General features: G+C 72.7%; 20 protein-coding genes, 1 pseudogene and 1 riboswitch. Of the genes and pseudogenes, 8 read left to right on the top strand and 13 right to left on the bottom strand.

The genetic code is table 11. The features are described from left to right. Positions 1-5: 5 nt before the first annotated feature. The 6 genes and pseudogenes from ACE7GA_RS24975 to ACE7GA_RS24950 form a co-directional block, all read right to left on the bottom strand. A complete protein-coding gene (locus ACE7GA_RS24975) occupies positions 6-1973 on the bottom strand; it encodes an ABC transporter substrate-binding protein (RefSeq protein WP_376093141.1) in 1968 nt (655 codons plus the stop codon). Between the two features lie 94 nt (positions 1974-2067). Then, a complete protein-coding gene (locus ACE7GA_RS24970; protein WP_376093138.1) occupies positions 2068-3567 on the bottom strand; it encodes a GMC family oxidoreductase in 1500 nt (499 codons plus the stop codon). A 95-nt stretch (positions 3568-3662) separates the two neighbouring features. Further along, a pseudogene (locus tag ACE7GA_RS24965) lies at positions 3663-3770 on the bottom strand (NAD(P)-binding protein); the annotation flags it as partial. An 86-nt stretch (positions 3771-3856) separates the two neighbouring features. Beyond that, entirely contained in the window at positions 3857-5854 is a 1998-nt protein-coding gene (locus ACE7GA_RS24960; RefSeq protein WP_376093135.1) for a TonB-dependent receptor plug domain-containing protein, read from the bottom strand. Positions 5855-6006: 152 nt separating this feature from the next. Further along, positions 6007-6264: riboswitch (cobalamin riboswitch) on the bottom strand. Between the two features lie 15 nt (positions 6265-6279). Continuing rightward, a complete protein-coding gene (locus ACE7GA_RS24955) occupies positions 6280-6849 on the bottom strand; it encodes an exopolysaccharide biosynthesis protein (protein ID WP_376093132.1) in 570 nt (189 codons plus the stop codon). A 170-nt stretch (positions 6850-7019) separates the two neighbouring features. Then, positions 7020-7985, bottom strand: coding sequence for a Bug family tripartite tricarboxylate transporter substrate binding protein (locus tag ACE7GA_RS24950; RefSeq protein WP_376093129.1), 966 nt, complete (start codon positions 7983-7985; stop codon positions 7020-7022). Positions 7986-8120: 135 nt separating this feature from the next. Here ACE7GA_RS24950 and ACE7GA_RS24945 point away from each other — a divergent pair, with 135 nt between their 5' ends. The 4 genes from ACE7GA_RS24945 to ACE7GA_RS24930 all read left to right on the top strand — a co-directional run bounded on the left by ACE7GA_RS24945 (position 8121) and on the right by ACE7GA_RS24930 (position 11914). Next, on the top strand, positions 8121-8741 hold the full coding sequence (locus ACE7GA_RS24945) for a DUF1194 domain-containing protein (protein WP_376093126.1): 621 nt from the start codon (positions 8121-8123) through the stop codon (positions 8739-8741). Between the two features lie 97 nt (positions 8742-8838). Then, positions 8839-9951: a 2-aminoethylphosphonate--pyruvate transaminase gene (locus ACE7GA_RS24940; RefSeq protein WP_376093123.1), complete on the top strand. Its 1113-nt coding sequence runs from the start codon at positions 8839-8841 to the stop codon at positions 9949-9951. Between the two features lie 126 nt (positions 9952-10077). After that, on the top strand, positions 10078-11448 hold the full coding sequence (locus tag ACE7GA_RS24935) for a DNA/RNA non-specific endonuclease (protein ID WP_376093120.1): 1371 nt from the start codon (positions 10078-10080) through the stop codon (positions 11446-11448). A 19-nt stretch (positions 11449-11467) separates the two neighbouring features. After that, a complete protein-coding gene (locus ACE7GA_RS24930; protein WP_376093117.1) occupies positions 11468-11914 on the top strand; it encodes a hypothetical protein in 447 nt (148 codons plus the stop codon). 33 nt (positions 11915-11947) lie between these two features. On the opposite strand, the gene ACE7GA_RS24925 is transcribed toward ACE7GA_RS24930, so the two are convergent. Beyond that, entirely contained in the window at positions 11948-14344 is a 2397-nt protein-coding gene (locus ACE7GA_RS24925) for a transketolase (protein WP_376093114.1), read from the bottom strand. 147 nt (positions 14345-14491) lie between these two features. Between ACE7GA_RS24925 and ACE7GA_RS24920 the strand changes: the two genes are divergently transcribed. Next, positions 14492-14731 (top strand): hypothetical protein, encoded by a 240-nt coding sequence (locus ACE7GA_RS24920; RefSeq protein ID WP_376093111.1) that lies wholly within the window; start codon positions 14492-14494, stop codon positions 14729-14731. A 33-nt stretch (positions 14732-14764) separates the two neighbouring features. Here ACE7GA_RS24920 and ACE7GA_RS24915 read toward each other — a convergent pair whose 3' ends face one another. Further along, positions 14765-15748 carry a Bug family tripartite tricarboxylate transporter substrate binding protein gene (locus ACE7GA_RS24915; protein ID WP_376093108.1) on the bottom strand — a complete coding sequence of 328 codons (984 nt, stop codon included), beginning with the start codon at positions 15746-15748 and terminating at the stop codon, positions 14765-14767. Between the two features lie 243 nt (positions 15749-15991). Here ACE7GA_RS24915 and ACE7GA_RS24910 point away from each other — a divergent pair, with 243 nt between their 5' ends. After that, positions 15992-17116: a site-2 protease family protein gene (locus tag ACE7GA_RS24910; protein WP_376093105.1), complete on the top strand. Its 1125-nt coding sequence runs from the start codon at positions 15992-15994 to the stop codon at positions 17114-17116. Between the two features lie 71 nt (positions 17117-17187). Next, positions 17188-18858: a formate--tetrahydrofolate ligase gene (locus tag ACE7GA_RS24905; RefSeq protein WP_376093102.1), complete on the top strand. Its 1671-nt coding sequence runs from the start codon at positions 17188-17190 to the stop codon at positions 18856-18858. Between the two features lie 108 nt (positions 18859-18966). Here the strand turns inward: ACE7GA_RS24905 and ACE7GA_RS24900 are convergent, their stop codons facing one another. Together ACE7GA_RS24900 and ACE7GA_RS24895 are read right to left on the bottom strand one after the other, a co-directional pair. Next, complete coding sequence (locus ACE7GA_RS24900) at positions 18967-19704, bottom strand: SGNH/GDSL hydrolase family protein (RefSeq protein WP_376093099.1); 738 nt, start codon at positions 19702-19704, stop codon at positions 18967-18969. Positions 19705-19709: 5 nt separating this feature from the next. Continuing rightward, positions 19710-20846, bottom strand: a complete 1137-nt coding sequence (locus tag ACE7GA_RS24895) for an OpgC family protein (protein ID WP_376093096.1) — start codon at positions 20844-20846, stop codon at positions 19710-19712. Between the two features lie 109 nt (positions 20847-20955). On the opposite strand from ACE7GA_RS24895, the gene ACE7GA_RS24890 reads away from it, so the two are divergent. Further along, the gene (locus ACE7GA_RS24890) at positions 20956-22179 is read left to right on the top strand and encodes a tetratricopeptide repeat protein (RefSeq protein WP_376093093.1); all 1224 of its coding nucleotides are present in this window, start codon (positions 20956-20958) and stop codon (positions 22177-22179) included. A gap of 97 nt (positions 22180-22276) precedes the next feature. Here ACE7GA_RS24890 and ACE7GA_RS24885 read toward each other — a convergent pair whose 3' ends face one another. The 3 genes from ACE7GA_RS24885 to flhA form a co-directional block, all read right to left on the bottom strand. Continuing rightward, a complete protein-coding gene (locus ACE7GA_RS24885; RefSeq protein ID WP_376093090.1) occupies positions 22277-23056 on the bottom strand; it encodes a cellulose synthase operon protein YhjQ/BcsQ in 780 nt (259 codons plus the stop codon). Further along, a complete protein-coding gene (locus ACE7GA_RS24880) occupies positions 23053-23658 on the bottom strand; it encodes a hypothetical protein (RefSeq protein ID WP_376093087.1) in 606 nt (201 codons plus the stop codon). The genes ACE7GA_RS24885 and ACE7GA_RS24880 overlap by 4 nt, the downstream gene beginning before the upstream one ends. A 425-nt stretch (positions 23659-24083) precedes the next feature. Further along, positions 24084-26132, bottom strand: coding sequence for a flagellar biosynthesis protein FlhA (gene flhA, locus ACE7GA_RS24875; RefSeq protein ID WP_376093084.1), 2049 nt, complete (start codon positions 26130-26132; stop codon positions 24084-24086). Positions 26133-26134 lie beyond the last annotated feature (2 nt).

Raw genomic sequence — 26134 nt, 5'->3', positions numbered from 1 at the left:
CTCGGTCAGGACGGTCGCGACTCCGTCATCATCTTCGACCAGCAGGATATTGAGCGGGCGGGCCGGATCGGCGGACAGGCCGGCGGCCGCGTCGCCGGTGACCGGCGCCTCGCCCGCCGCGCGGGGGAGGAGGATGCGGACCGTCGTGCCCCCGCCCGCCGTGCCCCCGCCCGCCGTGCCCCCGCCCGTCGTGCTCTCGATTGCACCGTGCCGCCGGACCCCCGTGCGAAGCCGTAGACCTGGGCGAGGCCGAGGCCCGTGCCCTTGCCGACCGGCTTCGTCGTAAAGAACGGCTCGAAGGCACGGGCGAGAGCTTCGCGCGACATTCCGGTGCCCGTGTCGGCGACGGCGACCTCCACCGCGTCCCCCGACAGGTCCCCGCCCGCGGGCATGGTGCGGTTGCGGGCGGAGAGGGTGAGCGTCCCGCCCTTCGGCATGGCGTCGCGCGCGTTGACCGCGAGGTTGAGCAACGCGATCTCCAGCTGCGTCGCGTCGGCATCCACGGGCCAGAGGTCGGGCGGCACGTCCATGCGCAGCACGATGTCGCCACGCAGCGCGCCCTCGATCAGGTCGCGCATGGCGGGCAATCGGGCGGAGGGTGCGATGCGTTCGGGCACGAAGGACTTCCGCCGCGCGAAGGCCAGCATGCCCGCGGCGATGCGCGTGCCGCGCTCGACCGCGCGGCGCATGGCGGTCAGCACCGCGCGTCGGCGAGACTCGTCGGTGTTGGGTCGCTCCAGCAGCGTCAGGCCGGAGGCGACGACCTGAAGCAGGTTGTTGAAGTCGTGCGCCACACCGCCGGTCATCTGCCCCACGGCCTCCAGCTTGCGGGCCTGCAGCAGCGCCTCCTGGCTCTGTTCCAGACGCTTGCGCGCACCGGCGACGGCACGGCGCAGCGCCATCACCCAGGCGAAGGCGAGAAGGGCGGCTAGGAGCGTCACGGTCGCGGAGATCGCGAGAAAGCGCCGCGTCGCCTCCGCGCGGCGGCTCCGGTCCTTGTCCGGATCGAAGACGAAGTTCGAGAGATCCGGCACCTCCGGCAGGACCCGCGCGCGCACCAGTTGCTGCGCCATCAGGCGCCAACGCTCCGGGTTGATGTTGCCGAGGTCCACGATGGGGTGGAGCGTCAGCTCCCGCACGATCGGGACCATGAAGCGGTTGAAGCCGAGCCGGTCCTGGATCGGCAGGTATCGCGGCAGGTCCCGCGCGATCCGCTCGGCCATCGCGTCGGCGTTGTCCAGCGCGTAGCGCCAGCCGCGGAGGGTCGCGTCCTTGAAGCGCTGGACCAGTTCGGGGTTCTGCGCCGCGAGTTCCGGCGAGGTGATGAGGCTGTCGCCGTAGAAGGCAATACCGTAGTCGGACGGGCGCATTTCCGCGAAGTCGAGGCCGAGCTCCCGCATCTCGAAGGGCGCGGAGAGGATGTAGCCGAAGGTCATGTCGTACTCGCCCTCGGCCATCGCCTGGAGGAGGCGGTTCGGGGCCTTCAGGACGACGTTCAGCCGGGCGGGGTCGATCCCCTCGGCCGCGAGCATCGCCCTCAGCTCCATGTCCAGCAACTCGTTCCCCTGGTTGCGGCCGAGCCGCAGGCTCACGAGGTCCGCGAGGGAACGGACGTCGAGGTCGCGGCGGTAGTAGAGCCGCGTGCCCGATTGCTGGAAGATCGAGGCGACGACGACGATCCGCGCCCCTCCTGAGAGGGCAAGGAGGACGCCGGCGTTGCTCGTCCCGAATTGTGCGCGGCCTTCCGATACCTCACGCACCGGCGACCGCAGCGGACCGCCGCCGTCGGGGAAGGCGGAGCGGATCTCCACGTCCAGCCCGGCTTCCCGGTAGTAGCCCTGCCAAAGGGCGGCGTAGTAGCCGGCGAACTGGAACTGGTTGTCCCATTGCAGCTGGAGGACGACGCGGTCCTGCGCACGGGCCGGCAGCACGGCCAGCAGCGACACGAGGAGGGCGAACCCCCACGCGCCCATCCGCCGCCCGGTGCAATGCCAGAACGGTGCCTCCACATTCGCCTTATGACCGGGCCCTGGCGTGGGCGGTAAGGGCCCGCCGGGCCCCGCGCGATCACAGATCGCGGCGCAGGCCGTCGGCGATCTTTTCCGCCGTCATGATCACCGGGAAATTCAGGTTGGCGCAGGGAATGGTGGGGAAAAGCGAGGCGTCGCAGACCATCAGCCCTTCCACGCCGATCACGCGTCCCGCCGGATCGCAGACGCTTCGCGGGTCGTCGGGATCGCCCATGCGGCAGGTTCCGCAGGGGTGCCAGACGCCGCCGACGTGGCGCCGCAGATGCCGCTCCAGCGCGCCCTCGTCCGATAGCAGCGTGGCGAGCGGGGCATTGCCCTCGCCGGCCATCGCCAGCACCCGCGCGCGGAAGGCGGCGCTGGTATCCATCAGCGGCGCGGCGAGCGCCGTGAGCGCGCCGTTGGTCCGCGTCGGGCGGAGCAGGCGCTTGACCCGCGCCGAATAGGTGCTGGGGAAGACGTCGAGCACCACGCCTGCCAGCGCCGGATCCACCAGAACGGACGCGGTGAGGCGGAAGGCCATCGCGAGCCGCACGAGGTCGCGGGAATCGGAAAGCAGGTTCAGGTCCACCGCCGGCGGCGTGCACGGGTCGGGCGAGACGAGGCTGACGCGCCCAATGGAGTAGGACTTGTTCACCCAGGAGAAGAGCGTACCGATCCGCCGCGCGACGGAATGCCACCCCGACCGCGCCTGCATCGCCACGTGCATGTCGCCTGGCGGTGTGCCGTCGAGCCCGGAAGACCAGCGTAGCAGCGCCTGGAGGTGGTAGCGATCGCCGCCCGTCATCCTCTGCCCCGGACGCAGGAAGGCCGATACGCCGATGGACGGATGTTCCATCAGGTTGCGCCCCACCCCGTCGAGCCGGACCGCGACGGGGATGCCCAGGGCCGCGAGGTCCCCCGCCGGCCCGATGCCGCTGCGCATCAGCAGCGCGGGCGAGTGGAAGGCGCCGGCGCTGACGATCGTCATCGTGGCCCGCACCGTCTCGGTCGCACCGTCGGGATTCCGCAGCACCGCGCCCGTCACGCGCGTGCCGTCGAGGGTCAGGCGCTCGACCGGCGTCCCCGTGCGGATCGCAAGGTTTGGGCGGGCGCGGACGGCGGAGGTCAGGTAGGCCGTCGCGACGGAGGCGCGTTGCCCTTCTTCGTCCAGGTTCGTCGCGGCCGGAAAGGTCCCGTCCTCCCACGCCCCGTTCTGGTCGGCGCAGGCGGGATGGCCTCGGGCGGTCAAGGCGTCCTCGACGGCGCGGACGAAGGGCGCAAAGTGGTCGCGCCGCACGCGGCGGATGGGGAACGGGCCGTCGCGCCCGTGCAGTGGGTCGTCCGGCAGGTCGAGGTCGCGCTCGGCCCTGCGGAAGAAGGGCAGGACATCGTCCCATCCCCAGCCCGCGGCGCCCGCCGCCTCCCATTCCGCGTAGTCGGCGGGGGCACCGCGGTTGGCGCCCATGCCGTTGATCGCCGACCCGCCGCCGAGGATGCGGGCCTGCTCGTAGCCACGCGCCGTCGGGGCGTTGGAACCGTCATGACCGAAGCGCGCCACCAGCCCGGGCCAGACGAAATCCGGGTTGAAGTAGGCCCGCCCCGGATAGGGGAGGCGATGGAGGCCGGGACCGCACCGGCCCGCAGGTCGGGCCCGGCCTCCACCAGCAGCACGCGGCGCCCCGGGTCCTCCGACAAGCGGGACGCCAGCACGCAGCCGGCGGAGCCGCCGCCGAGGATCAGGACGTCAGGGCCGGACGACATCGGCCCAGGATGCGCCGGGCAGCGCGGCGTTCAAGCCCGCGCCGCGCGGACGCCCCCGGATCGCGGGACGACCTGCCCCGGGGGGATCAGAACCGCCCGCGCGCGCCGACCAGGACCGAGCGCCCGGCGATCTGGAAGCCGTTCGCCGGCTCGAACCGGCTGTCCGTCAGGTTGCGGCCTTCCAGGAACAGCGCGACGGGCTCCGTCACCTGCCAGGTGCCGACGAGGTTGAACACCGTTCCCGCCTTGTTGTCGCGCGACACCGCGAAGGACGTGCCGTTGTCGCGGTAGGACGCGAAGGCGCCCTCACGCGACCGGCCGTAGATCAACAGTTCCGGCGCGATCGTCACGCCCTCGACCGGCCGGACCGAGGCGTTGATCGCAATGGTCTGCTCAGGACGGCGCGCCAGACGGTCCCCGGTGCGGGCGTCCCGCGCGTCGGTGACGGTCCAGGCGAGTTGCGCCGTCAGCCAGCGCGCCGGTCGCAGCGTCGCCGCGATCTCCACGCCCTTGATCCGCGCGCGGTCCACGTTCTCGAGCGAGTTGAAGGCGGCGTTGAAGTTGATCAGCCCGGTGATCCGGTTGTCGAAGTAGGTCGCGCCGAGCGTCGCGAAGTCGCGGTTCCCTGCGACCGCCAGGTCGAATTCCGCCCCAGCCTCCCAGCCCGCGCTCGTCTCGGGCCGCAGGTCGGGGTTGCCCTGGAAGGTCGTCCCGATCCGCCCGAAGCGCTGGTAGAGCGACGGCGCCTTGAAGCCCGTGCCGTAGGAGGCCCGCACCCGCGCCGAAACCTCGGGGATCTGCAGCACGGCACCGAGACGGTAGGTGGCGGCGGAGTTGAAGCCCTCCGGCACGTCGTTCCGGAAGCCTGCCGTCAGGTCCAGGCGCCGGAACAGACGGACCTGGTAGGCCGCATGCGCCGCCGTCGTCGTCTGCGTCGCGTCCACCGTGGTCCGGAAGGTCGGCGAGCCGCTGGCCTGGCGCACCTCCTCCTCCTCCGCGCTGACGCCGAAGGAGACGAGGCTCTGGTCGAAGACGCCCATGTCGGGCAGCCGAACCTGATTGCCCCAGTCGAGGGAGTCGCGGCGTCCGCGGAACAGGTCGTCCGTCGTGGCGCGGGACAGGCTGTCCGGCAGGTTGGTGTAGCGGCGCCGGTCCTCGGTGCGCGCGATGCGCAGGCCGGTCGTCCAGACATCCAGGGGACGGCCTTCCAGCCGGATCTGGCCGGTCCACCGGCGGTCGTCGAACTCGTAGTTCGGATCGTCGTTCGGGACGTTGTCGATGCCGCCCTGGTTCTCGCGCCAGTTCAGCAGCGCCTCGGCCCGGAAGCGGTCGGACGGCGTCCACCCGACGCGCGCGGTGGCCGAGACGCCCCAGAAGCCGTCGCGCTCCCCCGTGTTGCGGGTGAAGCGGCTCGCGGTCGCGTCGGAGCCACGGGTGGAAAGGCTGCGAATGGAGAAGAGGTAGTCGAATTCACCGACTGTCCCCGTGATGCCGGCGCCCAGGCGCAGCGTGCGGAAGGACCCCGCCGCGGCCTCCCCGAAGACCTCCACCGGCCGGTCACGCGGCGCGCGGCGCGTGACGATGTTGATGACGCCGCCGATGGCGGAGGAACCGTAGAGCGCCGAGGCCGGGCCGCGCAGGACCTCGATCCGGTCCACCTCCAGGCCCAGCACGTCGTTGCCGAAGTTGAAGGCGCCGTTGGGGTCGGAGGCATCGTTGATCGGCACGCCGTCCAGCAGCACCAGCGCGTGGCGGGACGCCGTGCCGCGAATGAAGGCGCTGGCCTGCTGGCCCGGGCCACCGGCCTGGATCAGGGCCACGCCGGGCACCGTCTGCAACGCCTCCGCGACGGTCTGGTAGCCCCGTTCCTCGATGGTGCGGCGGTCGATGACGGTGACGCTGCCCGGCACGCGCTCGATCGGCGTCGGGATGCGCGTCGCCGTGACGACGGTTTCGGTGATCGCCGCAGTGGGCTCCGGTGGGGTGCTTGCCGGCGGTGGGGGCGCCGCCGTCTGGGCAAGGGCAGGGCTGGCGGCGAGGGCCGCGCCCAGGGACACGGCATAGGACAGCAGAAGACGTCGCACGGGGATCTCCCTTCGGCGAACGGTCACGGTCTGCCGCGCGCAAGTCGGGCGCGCGACGGTGGACGCGGTTCGCCTGCGGACGGGATCACGGCGAGCTTCCGCACGTCGTGGCCCGTTTGCTCCGTGCGCCGGTGCACCCCGCCCGGGCGCGCGCGAAACCCCTCCGCGTCGGCCGGTCTCCTGGCTCGCGGCGTGGTGCATGCGTCGCTTGCACCGGGGTGCACGCTGCGCACGCGCCGGGGAGCCCGCCTTCTCGCGGTCCCGGGGGACCGCAATGGCGTCTGGGCGCCCGAACGCCGCCTACAGTTGCGGGGGCAGCCGCGGATGGGCGGGGCAACCTCGTCGAGGGCACCCCGCGTCGCGCGTTCCCGTTTCAGCCCTCTCGGGCCACCGTCGCGTGCGGCGGTGTTAGCACCGCGCGCGCATCACATGAAGTAGTTGAAGACCTCGACGCCGAACCAGCCGATGGCGATGAGGATGCCCGTCGCGAAGGCGCAGCCGAGGATCGTGAGCGCGATCCCCCAGCCCACCGCCTTGCTGTCGTGCTCGATGAGGCCGAGCGCCATGACCATGTTACCGAAGGCCGGCGGACCGTTGGTGCCGGGCCCCGGCAGGATCAGCATGATGGCGACGTAGGCGGACAGCCAGCCGAAGACCCGCCGCCCGAACTCCGTCGTGAAGGGGCCGGGGCGGGGGCGGACGTAGCGTTCCACCCGCCCGAGCCATTTCGACGAGGCCTCGGTGAAGCGGAGGATGTCCGCGCGCTTCAGGCTCTGCCGCGCGACGAAGGCGGGAAGGCGGGGCTGCGAGAAGCCGAGACCCATCTGCACGCCGAGGATGAGGATCGGCAGCCCGAAGACGCTGGCGAGCCCGGGGAGCAGCCCGGGCAGCAACAGGAATAGGATCAGCAGTCCGAAGGCCCGGTCGCCGAAGGCGTCCACCATCTCGCCGAGGTTGATGCGCTCCCCGGGGAAGGTGGCGGCGACCTCCGCCACGAGGCGGGAGATCGGGGCGCCGGCGTGCTCCGCCGCGCGACCTTCGGGAGGACCCGCCTCCCCCGCTGCGCTGCCGTCCAAAGACGCGGTTCCCTGATGAGGCCGTCCCGGGCCGGGGCCTGTGCCCCCCTGCGCCGTGCCGCGCTTGTAACGGCCGGCGCCGGCGGGCGCTACTCCGGCTGGAAGTTCGCGAGGCGCAGCAGGGCGGAATTGCGCTCCACGTCCTCCCGCACGAAGGCCTCCAGCTGAGCCGGGGTCTCGGCCACCGCCTCGAACCCGAGCTGGGTCAGGCGCTGCGCCACCTCGGGCTCCCGCATCGCCGCGTTCAGGGCCCCGTTGATCGCCGCCACGATGTCCGCCGGCATCGCGCGCGGACCCCAGACGCCGTACCAGGAGTAGAACTCGAAGCCCGGCAGCCCCGCCTCGTTCATCGTCGGCAGGTCGGGCGCCAGCGGCGTGCGGGCGGCCGTCGCGATGCCCATGCCGCGGACCTGCCCGCCCTGGATCAGCGGGAGGGTCGCGAGCACCGGGTCGAACATGAGCTGCACGTTGCCCGCAGCCACGTCCGCCAGCGCCGGCGCGGTGCCGCGGTAGCCGACGATCTCGACATTCGCGCCGGTCAACCGGTTGAAATCGATGGTGCCGAGATGCCCGGCCGAGCCGAGCGAGGAGGTCGCGAAGGTCCAGCGTCGCGGATCGGCCTTCGCGGCCTCCACCACCTCCGCGACGGTACGCTGCGGCCGCCGCGGGTCCATCACGAGCACGAGGGGGCCGCGCGCCGTACGGGCGATCGGCACGAAATCCGCGACGGGGTCGTAGGGGACCGCCCGCATGACGTGCCGCGCCATGACGTGGATGCTGGCGGAGCCGAGGATCGTGTAGCCATCGGCCGGTGCCTGGAGGACGGCGGCGCCGCCCACCGTGCCGTTCGCGCCGGAGCGGTTCTCCGTCACCACGGTGGTGCCGAGTTTCTCGCCGATCTTCTGCGCTGCCAGCCGCGACATCGCGTCGGTGGCCCCGCCCGGCGGATAGGGGATGATCATCCGGATCGGGCGATTGGAATACCGCCCTTGCGCGAGGGCGGGCGTGGCGAGCGCCGTGGCGGTCATGCCGAGGAACAGGTCGCGGCGATGCATCGTCGTGCCTCCGTTGCGCCATCGATCTTCGCACTGGGGGCCGGGCTGGCAAGCGCCGGGCCGTGGGCGCCGCGGGATGTGCCCGCCTGGGGGCCCGTGCTGGCGAAGGGCCCTCCGCGTGCCCACATCCGGGCGATGGATCCCGTGGACGTCGCCCTCTGCCTGGCCGTGGATGCCTCGGCCTCCGTGGACCACGACGAGTTCGGCCTGATGATGGGCGGCCTCGCTGCCGCCTTCCGGGACCCGGAGGTGGTGCGCGCGGCGACGGCAGGCCCACGCGGCGCGGCGGCGGTCGCATTGGTGCTGTGGTCCGGCGTCGGCGAGCACGCGACAGCCGTGGACTGGATGCGGATCGCCGGTCCCGCGGGTGCCGAGGCAGCCGCGGCGGCGGTGGACGACGCGCCGCGCGCCGTCGCGCCCGGGCCGACGGCGCTGGGCGAGGGGATGGGGGCGGGCCTCGCCCTCCTGGCGGCCTGCCCCTTCCCGCCGGAGCGGCTCGTGCTCGACGTCTCCGGCGACGGGCAGGCCAATGCGGGGCCGTCGCCCGCGCCGGTGCGGGACGCGGGCGTCTCGGCCGGCGTAACGATCAACGCGCTCGCGGTTCTGAACGAGGAACCCGACCTCGTCGCGCACTACGCCGCCCACGTGATCGGCGGCCCCGGTGCCTTCGTCATAAGTTGCGGGGACTACGCGGACTTCGTCGGCGCGATCCGGCGCAAGTTGATCCGGGAACTGCGGGGCGACCTGACCACCTGACCACCTGACCGCGGCGCAAGGTCAGGCGCGTGTTGCCCGGAGTTCGGGGGCAGGGCAGTTTGGGTCGGCGCCAAACCATCCCGTCCCAGAGATTGCGATGATCCTCCTCACGCCCGGCCCCGTGCAGACCAGCCCGGAGGTCCCGGCCGCCGCCGCCTGTGACATCGCCCCCTGGGACCGCGAATTCAGCCCGGAATACGCCGGCATCCGCGACGCGGTGCGGGAGATCGCCGGAGGCAAGCCGGGCGAGCACGCAACTCTGCCCCTCCAGGGCTGCGGTCACTTCATGGTGGAAGCCGCCGTCAGGACCTTCGTGGAGCCGGGCGCGAAGATCCTCGTACCCAACAACGGCCAGTACGCGGAGCGCATCGCCCGACTGGCGGAGGAATGCGGCCGCATGCCGGTGGTGCTGCCCGTCCCCGACACGCGCGGCGTGACGGCGGAGGAGGTTGCCGCGGCGCTCGCGGGCGATCCGGCGATCACGCATGTCGGCCTCGTCCACTCCGAGACCGGGTCGGGAATCGTCAACGATCCCGCCGTCGTCGGCGCCGCCGTGCGCGCGGCGGGGCGGCGGATGATCCTCGACTCGGTCTCTGCCTTCGGCGCGCTTCCGCTGGACATCGCGGCGATGCCGGAATGCGACGCGGTGCTGTTCACGTCGAACAAGTGCCTCGAAGGCCTGCCGGGTATCGGCTTCGCGGTCTGCCCCGTGGAGCGCACCCGCGCCCGGCGCGGCCAGGCGGGGTCCTGGTGCTTCGACCTCGGCGACGTACTCTGGCACGGCGAGAACAAGGGCTGGGGCTCCTTCCGCTTCACCCCGCCCGTGCAGGCGCTGCGCGCCTTCGGGGTCGCGGTGGAGGCCTACCGGCGCGAGGGCGGCCAGGCCGCGCGCCTCGCGCGCTATCAGGAGAACATGCGCATCCTACGCGACGGCGCCGTTGCGCTGGGTCTGCGGCCCTACCTCGACACGGCGCACCAGGGCCCGATCATCCTGACTCTGCACGAGCCGGACCTCGCGGGCTGGTCGCTCCAGGGCTTCACGGATGCGCTGAAGCGGCGCGGCTTCCTGATCAGCAACTTCCACACGACGCCCACGCCCTCCATCCGCATCGCCGCGATCGGCGCGAACACGCCGGAGGTCATGCACCGCGCCGTCTCCGCCATGGGCGAGGCGCTGCAGGAGTTGCGCGAGGTCCGCGCCGCCGCCTAGCGGCCGCCCGGAGCGGGTCGGAACAAATGGTCGCGGACCGTAATTTTCGCCGCGATGAAGCTTCCCTGACCGACCCTTCGTGAGTCCGCTTCGCGTGCTGCAGGCGCCATTCTCCGCCTGCCAGCGATGGACGGAACCATGGTGCAGGAGATCGGGGGCGCGGCCCGCGCCGTGAAGGAATCCGGACCGCCGGCACCCCGGGGCGCGGATTTCGACCGCGCGGTGCAGGAGGCGCGCCGGGCCCAGGCGGACCCGGGGCGCGGCGGCCCCAGCCTGTCCGACATCGGCCACGGCGTGCTCGACGTGGCGGGGATGGTGCCGGTCATCGGCGAGGCGGCCGACCTGCTGAACGCGGGCTGGTACCTCGCGGAGGGCAACAGGGTGGACGCCGCGCTGTCGGCGGCCGGCGCCGTGCCGCTGCTTGGCAACGTGGCAACGGCCGGCAAGTGGGGGCGGCGCGCCGGGGCGGCCGGAGACGCGCTCGGCGGTGCGGTCGGCGCCGCGCGACGGGCGGAGGAGGCCGGCGACGCCGTCCGCACCGCGCGACGCCCCGGCAGCGAGGCGTCGGGCGCGGCCATGCCGCGCCAAGCCCGGGATGCGCCGCGCCGCGAGCCGTCGGCCGAGACCGGCCAGGCGGGGGCCGGCGAGACCCGGGCACGCGAGCCGGGGTCCCGCGAAGTCGGTGCGCGTGACGCTGGGGCACGTGAAGCTGGTGCGCGTGAGGCCGGGTCACGTGAAACCGGGGCGCGTGAAACCGGTGCGCGTGAAACCGGGGCGCGTGAAACCGGGGCGCGTGAAACCGCGCCCGGCAGGGCCGGGGCCGGTGAGGCCGGCGCTGGAGAGACGGGGCAGGTCGAGCGTGCACCGCGGCCGAGGCGGCCGAAGCCGGACGACGACCTCTCGATCCCGGCCGGCGAGGTGTCGAAGCCCCTGCCGCCGCCGCGACAGACCCTGCGCTTCGAAAGCCAGGAGGCCTTCAATGCCGCAGCGGACAGGCCGCTCGGCGAGCGTGCGGCGAACACGGCCTTCGAGCACGGCACCTATCGATGGCAGACCGACGACGTCGGACGGGTCGTCGAGGCGAGCGGCGAGGTGGTTCGCACGAAGGCCGGGCGGCGGGAGAGCCTTCAGCGGCGGATCGGGCACGAGGGCGACGCCACCGATGTCGGCTTCCACGTCATCGCGGACAGCCTGGGCGGCCCGTCGAACCGGCTGAACATCGTGCCGGGCAACGGAAGGGACCTGCCGGACGGGACAGTGAACATCAACGGCTCGACGGGAGCCTACGGCCGTTTCGAGGAGCAGGTCCGGCAGCTCGCCGATAGCGGCAAGGAGGTGGAGATCCGCATCCGGCCGACCTATGCCGAGGGCAACGGCACCTCCCGCCCCGACGTCTTCTTCGTGGCCTATCGCGTCAGGGATGGCGGGGCCGACACGCTGTGGCATGAGCGGGAGGTGATCAACCTCCGGGGGCCCGCCCGCGCGGCGGAGCCTTGATGGAAGGAGAGGGAGCGCCATGATCCGCGCCGGGGACGGGAGCACGACGATGGACGCCGCGGGCGTGACCGAGCTGTATGCGCGGATCTTCGCCGCGCTGGACGAGGCCGTGGAGGAGGACTGGGAGCGGATTGCGGTCAACTACGAGATGGAGATCGACGGCGACCAGCTGACCGAGGACCGCATCGGCGTGGCGATCGTCCGCGACGCGGACGGCGCGCTCCGCCAGGTGCAGGTTCCCTTCACGGAGGAGGCCAAGCGGCTGTTCCGCTCGCTGTCCGACGCGGTTCTCGCGCGGGACGGCCAGCGGCCCGGGGCGGTGGACCTGCTGATGGACGCTTCGGGCAAGTACCGCTTCAACTTCGACTTCGGCGCGCCGCGGCGGATCGGCGGGACGATGGACGACCAGGCGATGCGGCTGGCCCGGTACGTTGACCTCTACCGGGCCGACCCATCGCCGCTCTGACCCCCGCCGCGGTGCCGGGCGGCCGACGCGCGCCTACACCACGCGGAGGTGGCGCACGGGCCGCCCGGGCGTCATCGCCTGCGCCGCGCGCATGATCGCCGCGGCATCGAGCCCGTGGTGGCGATAGAGGTCGGACACGGTCCCGGTCTGGCCGAAATGCTCCACCCCCAGTGCGCGCACGCGATGGCCGCGTACCGCTCCGAGCCAGGCGAGCGAAGCGGGATGCGCGTCGAGCACCGTGACGAGCGCGGCGCCGGGCGGGACAGCGGCCATCAGGCGTTCGACGTGGCTCTCCGCCGCGTCCCCTGCGTCCCTCGCGCGCTGTGCCGCGGTCCAGTCGGCGTGAAGCCGATCCGGCGAGGTGACGGCGAGGAGCCCGACGTCCCGCCGGTCCTCCGCCAGCAGTCCCACCGCTTCGATCGCTTCGGGGGTCACCGCGCCGCTGCACGCGACCACGATCGCCGCGTTCGGGCCGGGGCGGCGGTGCCAGTAGCCGCCGGCGATGATGGCGTCGCGCAGGTCCGGCGTCATCTCCCGCCGCGGCTGCTCGACGGGACGCGTGGTGAGGCGGAGATAGACCGAGCCGCCATCAGGAGACTGGAGATGCGCGAAGGCGTGGCGCATCAGCACGGCCAACTCGTCCACGAAGGCCGGCTCCCAATGCATCAGCCCATCCTGCGCCATGCCGATCAGCGGCGTGTTGCTGGACTGGTGCGCCCCGCCCTCCGGCGCCAGCGTCACGCCGGAGGGCGTGGCCACCAGGAGGAAGCGCGCGCCCTGGTAGCAGGCGTAGTTCATCGCATCCAACCCGCGCGAGATGAACGGGTCGTAGAGCGTGCCGATCGGGATCAGCCGTTCCCCGAACAGGTCGTGCGCCAGCCCGAAGGCCGAGAGGTTGAGGAACAGGTTCATCTCGGCGATGCCGAGTTCCACGTGCTGCCCTTCCGGCGAGGATCGCCAGTCGAAGGTCGAGGCGATGCGTTCCCGCTTGAAGGTATCCGCCATCTCCTCGCGCGCAAAAACGCGGCGGCGGTTCACCCATGGGCCGAGATTCGTGGAGACGGTGACATCGGGCGAGGTCGTGACGATCCGGCGCGCCAGGTCGGTGTCGCCCTTCGCGATCTCGTGCAGGATCAGCCCGAAGCCTTGCTGCGTGGACATGACGGGCTGCGCGGGAACGGGCAGCGCGTCGGGCACCGCGATCGCCGGCGCGGACCGGCGCCGCTGCCCGCCCTGGGCGAATGGGACCTCCGCCAGGAAGCGGCGCAGATCGGCCTCCAGCACGTCCAGGCCTTCAAATGCGTCCCACTCGTGGCCTTCCCGCACGCGCATCGCGCGCCGGAACCCGTCCATCTGCGCCGGCGTCAGCAGTCCCGCGTGGTTGTCCTTGTGGCCCGCCAGCGGCAGGCCGTGGCCCTTGATCGTGTAGGCAATGAAGCAGGTCGGGCGGTCGTGCCCCCGCGCGGCCTCGAAGGCATCCAGCAGCGTCGGCAGGTCGTGTCCACCGAGGTTGCCCATCAGTTCGGCCAGTTCGTCGTCGCTCCGCCGCTCGATCAACGCGGTGACGGCGCCCTGGTCGCCCATGTCGTCCAGCAGCCGCTTTCGCCAGGCCGAACCCCCCTGGAAGGTCAGTGCGGAGTAGAGCGGGTTGGGACAGGCCTCGATCCATTCCCGCAGTCGCTCGCCGCCCGGCTCGGCGAAGGCCGCGCGTTGCAAGGTGCCGTGGCGCAGGACCACGACGTCCCAGCCGAAGTTGCGGAAGGTCGCCTCGAGACGGGACCACAACCCCTCCCGCACCACCGCGTCGAGGCTCTGGCGATTGTAGTCCACGACCCACCACGTGTTGCGCAGGCCGTGCTTCCAGCCTTCCATCAGGGCCTCGAAGATGTTGCCCTCGTCCATCTCGGCATCGCCGAGGAGGGCGACCATCCGTCCCTCCGCCCATCCATCCGGCCCTTGGCCCATCCCCTTCAGCCGCAGGTAGTCCTGCGCGAGCGAGGCGAAGAGGGTCTGCGCCACGCCGAGCCCGACCGAGCCCGTCGAGAAGTCCACGTCAGGCAGGTCCTTCGTGCGCGACGGATAGGATTGCGCGCCACCATACCCGCGGAAGTTCTCCATCTTCTCGCGCGTCTGGCGCCCGAGCAGGTACATGATGGCGTGGAAGACCGGCGAGGCGTGCGGCTTCACCGCAACGCGGTCCTCCGGCCGCAGCACGGACAGGTACAGCGCCGTCAGCAGGTGCGACATGGAGGCGGAGGAGGCCTGGTGTCCGCCGACCTTCACCCCGTCCTCGTTCGCCCGGACGTGATTGGCGTGGTGGATCATCCAGGTGGACAGCCAAAGCGCCTTCCGGTGCAGGGCCGTGAGCGCGGCCAGAGGGGCCGCCGGAGGGACGGCCGAACGGGCGGTATCAGGGCGCGGCTCGGGCATCGCGGGGGACCTCCTCTGTCCCGCCGAAGGTGCGGCCTCGCCGCAGGGGCGGGAAGGCCCGTCATGCGACGGACGCGACGGTGCGCCGCCTTGAACCGGCACCGGTGCGGGATCAACCTCTCGTGGGAGAAGAACGGGAGCGCTGCGATGACCCCGACACCGGAGGAGGCCGAAGCCGCCCTGCGGGCAGAGGAAGAGGCCCGGCGAGGGAGCGACCCGGTGGGCAATGCGCTGGAAGGCGTGAATGCCACGCTCGACGTCGCCGGCGTCGCGCTGGACGTCGCCACGGCCATCGGGGATTTCGCTGGCACGGTCGCGTCCGGTGCCTGCGACGGCGTGGTCGCCGTCTGCGGTGCGATCGGGGACGCCTTGGGCTCCCTGGGCTGAGGCAGTCACGGCCGCGCCCGCGCCACCTCTCCCTCAGGTCGCCGTGATCCCGGCGACCCGCACGACCTCCCGCCACCGTGCCAATTCCGCCGCCTGGAACCGTGCGTAATCGTCGGGGCTGCTGGCGACGACCGAGAGCCCGATCGCTTCCAGCCGCGCTTTCACCTCCGGCGTCGTCAGAGCGTTCCGCAGCGTGTCGGCAACCCGGTCACGTAGCGCGGGCGCCATGCCGGCCGGCGCCATGAAGGCTTGCCAGGACGTCACGACGAAATCCTGGATGCCCGCCTGTGCCGCGGTCGGCACGCCGGGCAGGACGGGGTGCGGCTCCTCGCTGGTCACCATCAGGGCCCGCAGCCGCCCGCCCGCGATGTGGCCCGCGACCGTCCCGAGATTCTGGAAGGAGATGTCGATATTCCCCGCGATCAGGTCCGTCGCCGCCGCCGCGCCACCGGAATAGGGGACGTGCGTGATCTCCGTTCCCGTCCGCAGCTTGAACAGTTCCGTCGTCAACTGGTCGGACGACCCGACCCCTGACGTGGAATAGGACGCATTTCCCCGACGCGACTTCAGCCATTCGACGAGTGCGGCCACGTCCCGCGCCGGGTTCCGCTCCGCGTTGACGACGAGGACGTTGGGCGTCGTGACAGCCAGCGTCAGCGGCGTGAAGTCCCGGACGGGGTCGTAGCCCAGGTTGGGTCGCAGCGCCGCGTTGATGGCCCAGACGCCGATCGAGCCGACCATGATGGCGTGCCCGTCTGGCGCCAGGCGCATGACGGCGCGCGCCGCGACCTCCCCATTCGCGCCGACCCGGTTCTCCGCGACGACCGGCTGAGGCAGCGACTGCGCCATGCGATTGGCCGCGGCACGCGCGACGATGTCGGACGGCCCGCCGGCCACGAAGGGGACGGTGATGGTGACGGGCCGAGTCGGCCAGGCGGCGTCCTGCCCGCGGGCGGCGAAACAGGGGGCCGCGGCGAGGGCGAGGCCGCCCTGAACCATGAGGGTGCGGCGGTGCATGGCGGACATCTCCCGTTCGGCGCTCGGCCGGCGCGTTTGGGTGTCAGCCTGCCGCCCCCGGCCGCTCTTGGCGAGGCCTCTTCCCGGGCTCCCCATCGGGGCGAGCCGCCGCACCATCCGGGCCGCCGCGCACCGCCCGCCCAGGAGAGCATCGGCGGGAGGGGACCCGCTCGACGATCCCAGGGGATCGCCCCACCTCCGGGGTGCGGCCGGCGTTGGGCCGCCGTCACCGCGGAGTGTCCCATGGGCTGGTCCTTTCCCATCGGGGTGGTGAAGGGGACGGTCATCCGGCTCCACCTCACCTTCCTGCTGTTCCTGATCTGGATCGGCTTCACCGCCTACGCGCAAGGCGGGCGGGGGGCGGCGCTGGAGGGGGTACTGTTCATCGTCCTGCTGTTCCTCTGCGTCCTGCTGCACGAGTTCGGGCATGTCTTCGCCGCCCGGCGCTACGGGGTGCAGACGCCCGACATCACGCTGCTGCCGATCGGCGGCGTGGCGCGGCTGGAACGGATCCCGGAGAAGCCGTCGGAGGAATTGGTCGTCGCCCTCGCCGGCCCCGCGGTGAACGTCGTGATCGCCGCGATCCTCTTCCTCGTCATCGGCGGCTGGCCGCGGATGGAGGCGGGGCAGCATCTGGCCAATCCCGGCTTCAACCTGCTGGAACGCCTGGCGTGGGTGAACCTGTCGCTCGTGCTGTTCAACCTCATCCCGGCCTTCCCGATGGATGGCGGCCGCGTGCTGCGGGCGATCCTGGCGCACCGGATGGGCTACGCGCGGGGTACGCGGATCGCGGCGGGGGTGGGCCAGGCCGTCGCCTTCGCGCTCGGCCTCGCAGGCCTCTTCGGCAACCCGCTGCTGATCTTCATCGCCTTCTTCGTCTACATGGGCGCGGCGTCGGAGGCGGCGGCTGTCGGGCTTCGGGAAGCCGGGCGCAGCATGATCGCCGCCGACGCGGCGGTGACGCGATTCGAGACGCTGGGGCCCGCCGCGACCGTGGAGGACGCGGTGGAGCACCTCCTCCGAACCTCGCAGACCGACTTCCCCGTGGTGGACGGCGCGGGGCGCCTTCGGGGCGTGGTGACGCGGGACGACATGATCCGCGCGCTGCGGGAACAGGGCCCGGCCGCGCCGGTGCTGGAGATCATACGGCGCGACGTGCCCGTGCTGCACCACCGAACGCCCCTCGACCAGATCATCCAAGTCATGAACGGGGGGAAGCACCCGGCCGTCGGAATCGAGGACGGGGAGGGAAGGCTGGTGGGCCTCATCACGCCGGAGAACCTCGGCGAGCTCATGATGGTCAACGCCGCGCGCCCGCCGAAGCCGCCCTCCTCCAATCCCTGGGCCCAGCGTGCCCCGGGCACCTGAAGGACGCGCCTGACCCCGATGGACGCCCGCCCCCGCCCCGGCTAACCGGAACCGGAACGGGGGAGGGGCGGATGGCGACGGACCTGGAGATCGCGCGCGCGGCGAGGCTGCGTCCCATCGCGGAGATCGCGGCCCGCGCCGGCATCCCGGACGACGCCCTGGAACCCTATGGCCGCCACAAGGCGAAGGTCTCGCTCGACTTCGTCCGCGCGCAGGAAGGCCGGCCGGACGGGGCGCTGGTGCTCGTCACCGGCATCAACCCGACTGCGGCGGGCGAGGGCAAGACCACGACGACGATCGGCCTCGGCGACGCTTTGAACGCTGCGGGCAGCCGCGCGATGATCTGCCTGCGGGAACCCTCGCTCGGCCCCTGCTTCGGCGTGAAGGGCGGGGCCACGGGCGGCGGGCGCGCGCAGGTCGCGCCGATGGAGGAGATCAACCTCCACTTCACCGGCGATTTCCACGCGATCACAGCCGCCAACAACTTGCTGGCAGCGATGCTGGACAACCACGTCTACTGGGGTAACGCGCTGGACCTCGACGCGCGGCGCATCGCCTGGCGCCGCGCGATGGACATGAACGACCGCGCGCTGCGGGCGACGAACGTCTCGCTCGGCGGCGTCGCCAACGGCTTCCCGCGCGAGGATGGGTTCGACATCACCGTGGCCTCCGAGGTCATGGCGATCTTCTGCCTCGCGCGCGACCTGCACGACCTGCAGGACCGGCTGGGCCGGATCATCGTCGGGCAGACACGGGCCGGACGTTCGGTGACGGCGCGCGACCTGAAGGCGGACGGCGCCATGGCCGCGCTGCTGCGCGACGCGCTGGCGCCGAACCTCGTGCAGACGCTGGAAGGCTCGCCCGCGCTGGTCCATGGCGGGCCCTTCGCCAACATCGCCCATGGCTGCAATTCCGTCATCGCGACGCGGCTCGGGCTGAAACTGGCGGACGTGGTGGTGACGGAAGCGGGCTTCGGTGCCGACCTCGGCGCGGAGAAGTTCCTCGACATCAAGTGCCGCTCCGCCGGCCTCGCCCCTTCGGCCTGCGTCATCGTGGCGACGGTCCGCGCGCTGAAGCTGAACGGCGGCGTCGCCAAGGCCGATCTCGGGACGGAGGACGTGGCGGCGTTGCGGCGGGGCATCCCCAACCTCGAACGCCACGTCGAGAACATCCGGAAGTTCGGCCTGCCCGTCGTCGTCGCCCTGAACCGCTTCACGAGCGACACGGAGGCCGAGATTGCCGCGGTGCAGGATGCCATGGCCGCGATGGGCACGCGCGCCATCCTCTGCACCCATTGGGGCGACGGCGCCGCCGGCGCGGCGGAACTCGCCCATGCCGTCCGGGAGATGATCGCCGAGCGCAGCGCCCGCTACGCGCCGCTCTACGGGGACGACCTGCCGCTCGCGGACAAGATCGCGACGGTCGCGCGGGAGGTCTATCGCGCGGACGGCATCGTCCTCCCCGCCGCCGCGGCGGCGAAGCTGCGCCGCTACGAGGATGCGGGGTTCGGTGAGGTGCCCGTCTGCATCGCGAAGACGCAGTATTCCTTCTCCACCGATCCGACCGCACTCGGTGCGCCGGTCGGGCATACCCTGTCGGTGCGGGACGTGCGGCTTTCCGCCGGGGCCGGCTTCGTCGTGGCGATCTGCGGGGACATCATGACGATGCCGGGCCTGCCCCGCGTGCCCGCCGCGGAATCGATCGGGCTGGACGAGGAGGGCCGGATCTTCGGCCTGTTCTGACGCGGACGGCTTCACGATGCCGGACGGATGGCCCGTTGCGGCGGTCGCCCGCACCGGCAGTCGGATCGTCCTCCGGAATGCGCGTGGATCGCGGCCGGCGGCTCCCCGCTACCGCGCCTCCGCCACTCCCCGGGCGATGAAGGCGGCGAGCGCCTGGCCGAGGCAGTCGTTCAACTTGTCCACCTCGACCGTCCGGCGCTCGCGCGGCGCGCGTTCGACGTCCACGGTCTCCGCCTCGGCCCAGGCGCGCATCAGGTCGTAACGGGAGAAGAGGGCGGCGCCCGTCGCCGCGACGGCGCTGCGCATGGCGTCGCGGTAGGACTCCACGTCCGCGTTGGCGCGCAGGAAGCGCGACCACTGCATGTCCATCAGGATCAGGTCCGCGCGCGCCGTGGCCGCCCGCTCGGCCCCGGCGCGCAGCAGGTTCAGCATCTCGCCCACGTCGGTCCCGCGCACCGCCTCGACCGTTCCGCCCTGCCAGATGACGAGGTTCGGGCGACGGTCGGCGATGGCGCCGTCGATCAGGGCGAGGTGGTCGGCGGCCGTCAGCCCGCGCCCGCCGCGCACCTCCATCGTGATGCTGGCCCCGGGATTGGCGCGGCGGAGCTGGCGCTCCAGCTGCACCGGATAGGCGCGCGACGGCCCGCTGCCGCCGGGTCCCGTGACGCTCGCGGACCCGATGACGAGGACGTGGAGGGCGTTCCGGCGCAGCGCCCGGGCTGTGTTCGGCAGGGGTCCCGAGGCCAGGAACTCCTCCGGCGCGCCGCAGGCCGGGCCTTCCGGGGCCGCCGCTGCGGCGGGGGCTGCCGAAAGGAGCAGGAGGGCCAGGACGATCCAGGATCGCATCGTCCTCAAGCCGTATCGGGGACGGCGACGCGCGGCAAGGGCGGAGCGTTCGGCTCGGGGGAGGGGCGGGGCGGCCGGGGCTTCCCGTCGGACCAGGCGGCGACCGCCCCCATGAGGACCAGCGCCGTCAGGCCCGCGAGGTTTACAGCGGCCTGCATCGCCCAGTTCTCCGACACCTCGATCGCGAGGCGGCCGAGGAAGGCCAGGGCGATGCCCGCGCAGAAGACCGGCAGCCCCTGCTGCCCCATGAGCACCAGCGGCGCCGCGACGGGGCCCTGGAGCCAGCGGGCGCTCCTCGGGACGGCATGGGCGGCCAGGTAGGCGATGGCGACGATCGCGAGCAGCCGGAACGGGTGGAGCGCTGTCTTGTCCGTCGCGTCCACCACGGCCGCGATCCCGATCGGCAGCGCGTCCAGCCACTCGCGGCGGTGATAGACGAAGACGACCGTCACGAAGGACGCGAGCAGGACGAGGCCGCAGGCGAGGCCGAGCCAGCGGTTCCAGCGCAACTGCCTCACCGGCCCGCCCGGCGGCGCGTAGCCCATGGTGGCGCCGAGGACGAAGAGGAGCTGCCAGGCCAGCGGGTTGAAGAACCACCCCCCGCCCGTCCAGGACGGCAGGTTCACCCCGCGCATGCGGACATACGCGTAGAGCAATGAGGAGCCGGCCAGCAGCCAGCCGGGATGCCGCAGCAGCGGCAGCGCCGCGGCGAACATCCCGAGGATGACGATGTAGAGCGGCAGGATGTTGAGGAAGGCCGGCTGGAACCGAAGCAGCAGCGCCTCCAGCAGCGCGCGGTAGGGCTGTTCCCCGAAGGCATCGAGGTGCATCTCGTCGAGATAGGCCATCGAGTCCAGCGCCGCGGCGGAGTATCCGACCTGCGCCGTGAAGACGACGAAGAGGAAGATGTGCGCGACGTAGAGGGTGAACACCCGACCCAGCACCTTCGCCGCGGCGGGCAACCAGCCCTCCCGGTCCATCTGGCGGCCATAGGCCAGCCCCGCCGCGTAGCCTGCGAGGAGCACGAAAGCCTCCGTCGCGTCGCAGAGGGCGACGTTGCGGAGCGTCACGTCGCCGAGCACGTTGCCCGGCACGTGGTCGATGAAGATGAACCACAGCGCGATCCCGCGCGCGAGGTCCACGCGCAGGTCGCGGTTGGTTCGGATCAGGGCCGACGTGATCGCGCCTCTCCCCGGTGGGCCGATGCCCGAAGCTAGCACAGGGCGGGGCGGGGCGGCGGCAAGAGATCGCGTGACCGCCGTCCTTCGGGAGGGGATGGCGCGCCACGGCAAGGGCGACCTGGCGGGCGCGGAGGCGCTGTACCGCCGCGCGCTGGCGGCGGACCCCCAATCGGCGGACGCGCTGAACCTCCTGGGCGTCCTGGCCAGGGCGCGGGGCGATACGGCCGCCGCGGTGGCCCTGACAGGCCAGGCCCTGGCATTGCGGCCGGACGCCGCGGTGTACCTGGCCTCGCATGGCGGGGCCCTGGCCGAGGCGGGACGGACGGAGGAAGCGGTGGCGATCCTGTCGCAGGCCGTCGCGCGACGGCCCGGCGACGCGTTGTCCCGACGGAACCTGGGCCAGGCCCTCTGCGCGCTGGGCCGCGCAGGGGAAGCGCTGTCGCATCTGCGCCATGCCGCGGCCCTGGCCCCCGCCGACCCCGAGGCCCTGCTGGCCCTCGCCCACGGGCAGCGGGAGGCGGGGGACGCGGCCGGCGCGATCGCGACCGCGCGCCGGGCGCTGCGTGCTGCGGAGGCCGGGGCCGCACCCGTCGGGGCCGGGGGCAGCGCGCGGCGGGTGGCGGAGCAGGCGCGTTTCCTCCTCGCTGCCCTCGGCGCGGAGGCGGCGCCCGACCGGGCCCCGGCGGCCTACGTCCGCGACCTGTTCGACGCCTACGCCCCTCGCTTCGACGCGGACCTGACCGGGAGGCTGGAATACCGGACGCCGGCGGCGCTCGCGGACCTGATCCGCCGTGCCGGCGTGCCCCCGGACGGCGCGGCAGAGGTCCTGGACCTCGGTTGCGGGACGGGCCTGTCGGGGCTGGCCTTGCGTGCCTTCGCACGGCACATGACCGGCATTGACCTTTCCCCGCGCATGCTGGCGGAGGCCCGGCGCAGCGGCGCCTACGACCTGCTGGAAGAGGCGGACCTCCTCTCCTTCCTGCCCCGGCATCCCGGCGCCTTCGGGCTGATCGCGGCCGCCGACGTGCTGAACTACCTCGGCGACCTCGGGCCGACGCTGGCGGGGATCGCGGGGGCGCTGGCGGCGGGCGGGCATGCCGCCTTCTCCTTGGAGAGCGGCGACGTCGCGCCCTACGCACTCGGAGATGGCCTGCGCTACCGGCACCACCCCGGCTACGTGCTGGACCTCGCGGCGCGGTCGGGCCTTGCCGCTGTCGCCCGTGAGGAGACGGACCTGCGGCGGGAACGCGGGGCGCCGGTGGCCGGCATCCTCCTTGTCCTGAAAAAGGGCTGAGCGCGGCGGGGCGGGTGCCCGTCGTTACCCGCACGCGGCGTAACCGTCCTGGTGGGCAGGCCGGTTCAGTCGCAATGCCCCGCGTGACCTGTCGCCGTCACGCCACCGCCGGATGGGGTGCCGTGGCAAACAGCTGCCGGGCCAGCGCCTCCAGGTCCTGCGCAGCGGGGGCGGCGGGATGCCGCGTCAGCACGGGGACCTGCGCGCGCACCGCGTCGCGCACCTTGGCGTCGCGCCGCACCACCCCGGCCAGCGGCACGCCACGCCCGAGGAAACCGCGGCAGGTGCGGTCGAGCACCGCGTGGGTACGTCGCCCGGCGGCAAGGTCGGCCGCGGCGTTCACGACGATCCGCGCATCGGCACCCGGTGCGTCGCGACCGTGGAGCTTCAGCATGGCATAGGCGTCGGTCAGGCTCGTCGGCTCGTCGTTGGCGACGACGAGGAGGGTGTCGCACGCGGCGGCGAGGCGGCGCGACGGTGTCTCGACCCCCGCGCCGATGTCGAGCACCACGATGTCGAAATCCCGCGTGGCCTCTCCGAGGAGGGCGACGAAGCGGTCCAGCCAAGGCTCGCCGAGCGAGGCGAGCGCGCCGGATCCGGACCGGCCGGCCAGCACGTGGAACCCGCCTGCGTGTCGCAGGGCCGCCTCCCGCAACGGCACCTCGCCCGCGAGGACGTCCGCCAGGTCGCGCGGCGGCGTGAGGCCGAGCTGCACGTCCACGTTGGCGAGGCCGAGGTCGCCGTCGGCGAGAAGCACGCGGCGCCCCGTCCCGGCCAGCGCCTGGGCAAGCCCGATCGCGACGACGGTCTTGCCGACGCCCCCCTTGCCCGAGGCGAGGCCGAGGATGAGGCCCTCGCGGCCTGTCGGTGAGTTCATGGCGTGATGGTCCGCGGAGCCGAGGCGAGGCGCGATTCGAGCCAGGCCGGCGTGATGGGGGTGAGCCCGTCCGCCGCCCCGGGCCCCGTTCCGGCCTCCGTCAAGGCGAGGGGGCCGGCGGCGGCGGCGGCGAGGATGCCGTCGAACCGCCTCGGCCGGTCGAGGCGCGTCGGGAGCAGGTGGCGGGCGCCCATGGCCGCGAAGGCCCGCGCGATCTCCGCGGCCTCCGCGGGGTCGAGCCCGGAGGGCAGCACGAGGACCGGCACGGCCGCCGCCGCTCTGAGCAGGGCGAGGAGCGAGGCGGCCTGCCCCGGCTCGAACGGATCGCAGCCCGCCGTGTCGAGGAGGACGGGTCGGGCGGGCCCGGTCTGCATGACCTCGCGCAGCGCAGCGTCGTCCTCCACGGCGAGGAGCGGCAGGTCGAGAACCCGGGCATAGGCGTCGAGCTGTGCCTGCGCGCCGGCACGCTGAGCATCCGCGCCGACGACCAGGGGCGGGCGCCCGGACAGCACGAGCCGGGTCGCCAGCTTGGCGCAGGACAGCGTCTTTCCCGCCCCTGGCGGCCCCACGAAGGCGAGCGGACGGTCGGCCGGGTCAGGCAAGGGCGCGAAGCGGCCGGGAGGACCGGCGGGCGGTGCCGTCCAAGACTGGCCGCGGCCATCGCAAGCGGACAGGCCTGACGGTTCTGCCCGAGACGTCACCGCGGCGGGCAGCGACGGGTCCCGTCGCCAGCCCTGCGGCGAGACGATGGGATTTGGCGCGGACACCGCGGCCCCGGACGGTTCCCAGCGGGCTCCGCCGGGGACGCGCGAAGGCGGGGGAGGCGGGGGAAGGACGGGCTCGTCCTCCTCGGCGGCCGCGGTCACCTCCACGCCGCCGGCGACGCGACGCGTGCGCAGGATCAGGGCATCGGGACCGAGGGCGCGCCGGCATGCGGCCATCGCCTCCGCCGTCCGCGCGCCGTGGAAGACCCTGAGCCGCATCCCCGCCTCCTACCGCCCCATCCCTTGCCGGAAGTTGAATCGCATCACACCGCCCCCACGGTCCGAAGCCGCGCCCGCGGATGGATTTCCGTCTGCGCCAGGACCGGCGTGGCAGGACGGAAGCGCTCGACGATCGCGCGGACATGCGCGCGCACGGCGGAGGAGCAGACGAGCACCGGCTGATCCCCATGTGCGGTCGCCGCGTCGAAGGCGTCCCGCAGGCGGGCGATGAAATCCTGCAGGCGGGACGGGGGCATGGCGAGGTGCCGGTCCTCCCCGCTGCCGATGATCGATTCGGCGAAGGCCTGTTCCCATTCAGCGGTCAGTGCGATCAGCGGCACCGTCCCGTCTGGTCCGCGGGCGGCGTCGCAGAGCTGGCGCGCCAGCCGCGTGCGGACGGCCGAGACCATCGCCGGCACGCCGCGCGCGCCCCCCGCCATGGCCTCTCCGATCCCCTCCAGGATCGTCGGCAAGTCGCGGATGGACACTCGCTCGGCCAGCAGCGCCTGGAGGACACGCTGTACGCCGCCCGTCGTGATCTGCGCCGGGATCAGGTCCGCCAGCAGCTTCGCGTTCTCGGCCGGCAGCTCGTCCAGAAGCTTCTGCGCCTCCGCGTGGCTCAGCAGCTCCGGCATATGCTCCCGCACCACTTCCGTCAGATGCGTCGCCAGCACGCCGGCAGGATCCACGACGGTGCAGCCGCGCGCGAGTGCCTCTTCCCGCGCCGGCTCCTCGATCCACAGGGCGGGGAGGCCGAAGGTCGGCTCCTCGCAGGGCTCGCCTGGCATGGCGGGACGCTCGCCGGAGGGGTGGATCGCGAGGTGCAGCGGCGGGCGCAGGGCGCCGCGCGCCGCCTCGATCTCCTTCACGCGGATGACGTATGTGTCGGGCGGCAGGTGCAGGTTGTCCTGCAGGCGCACGCTTGGCAGGACGAAGCCCATCTCCTGCGCCGTCGTCTTGCGAAGGTTTCGGATCTGCTCCGTCAGCCGAGGCCCGTCGCCGGCGGCGAGCGACAGCAGGCCGTAGCCGAGCTCGATCCGCAGCAGGTCCATCCGCAGCGTCTCGGCGATGGGCGCCTCGGCGGGGACGCCGGGGAGGGCCGTCACCGGCTCCGCCGCCGTCGCCGCGGCGGGGCGCTTCCAGGCTGCGAAACCGAATCCGCCCGCAAGCAGCAGGAAGGGCACCAGCGGCATCCCGGGCATCAGACCCATCAGGGCCGACGACGCGGCCGCGAGCCAGAGCGGCTTGGCGAGGCCCATCTGCCGCAGCATCGCCTGGTCCGCCGTGCCTTCCGTATTGCCCTTCGTCACCACGATGCCCGCGGCGACGGAGGTCAGCAGAGCCGGGATCTGGGAGACGAGGCCGTCGCCGATCGTGAGGACGGAGAAGGTCGAGACAGCCTCCCCGAACGGCATGCCATGGCGCGCCGCGCCGATCGCGATGCCGCCGAGGAGATTGATCGCCGTGATGATGAGGCCCGCGATCGCGTCCCCCCGCACGAACTTCGCCGCGCCGTCCATCGCGCCGTAGAAGCCCGATTCCGCCTCCAGCTCCGTCCGGCGGCGCCGTGCCTCCTCCTCGCCGATCGCGCCGGAGGAGAGGTCGGCGTCGATCGCCATCTGCTTGCCGGGCATGGCGTCGAGGCTGAACCGCGCCGCAACCTCCGCGATTCGGCCGGAGCCTTTCGTCACGACCATGAAGTTCACAACGAGGAGGATCGCGAAGACGATCATCCCGACGACCACGTCACCGCCCATCAGGAAGCCGCCGAAGGCGGAGACGACGTGGCCCGCCGACTGCGGCCCTTCATGCCCGTGGGTCAGGATCGTGCGGGTCGTCGCGACGTTCAGCGCGAGCCGCAGCAGCGTCGTGAGCAGGAGGATGGTCGGGAAGGAGGTGAAGTCGAGCGGGCGCTGGAGGAACAGCGCGGTCATGAGGACGAGGACCGATAGCGTCACCGAGACCGCGAGGCCGGCGTCGAGCAGCGCCACGGGCAGCGGCACGACGAGGAGCAGGATCAGCAGCCCGACCCCGACCGCCAGGGCGACGTCGGTCGAACGGCCGAGACCCTTCAGCAAGCCGGGGAGGGTCATCG

The organism is Roseomonas sp. CCTCC AB2023176, assembly GCF_042259275.1.
Taxonomy (GTDB): domain Bacteria; phylum Pseudomonadota; class Alphaproteobacteria; order Acetobacterales; family Acetobacteraceae; genus Roseomonas.
The sequence above is the reverse complement of the archived record's forward strand: the minus strand, read 5'-3'. Positions and strand labels throughout refer to the sequence as shown.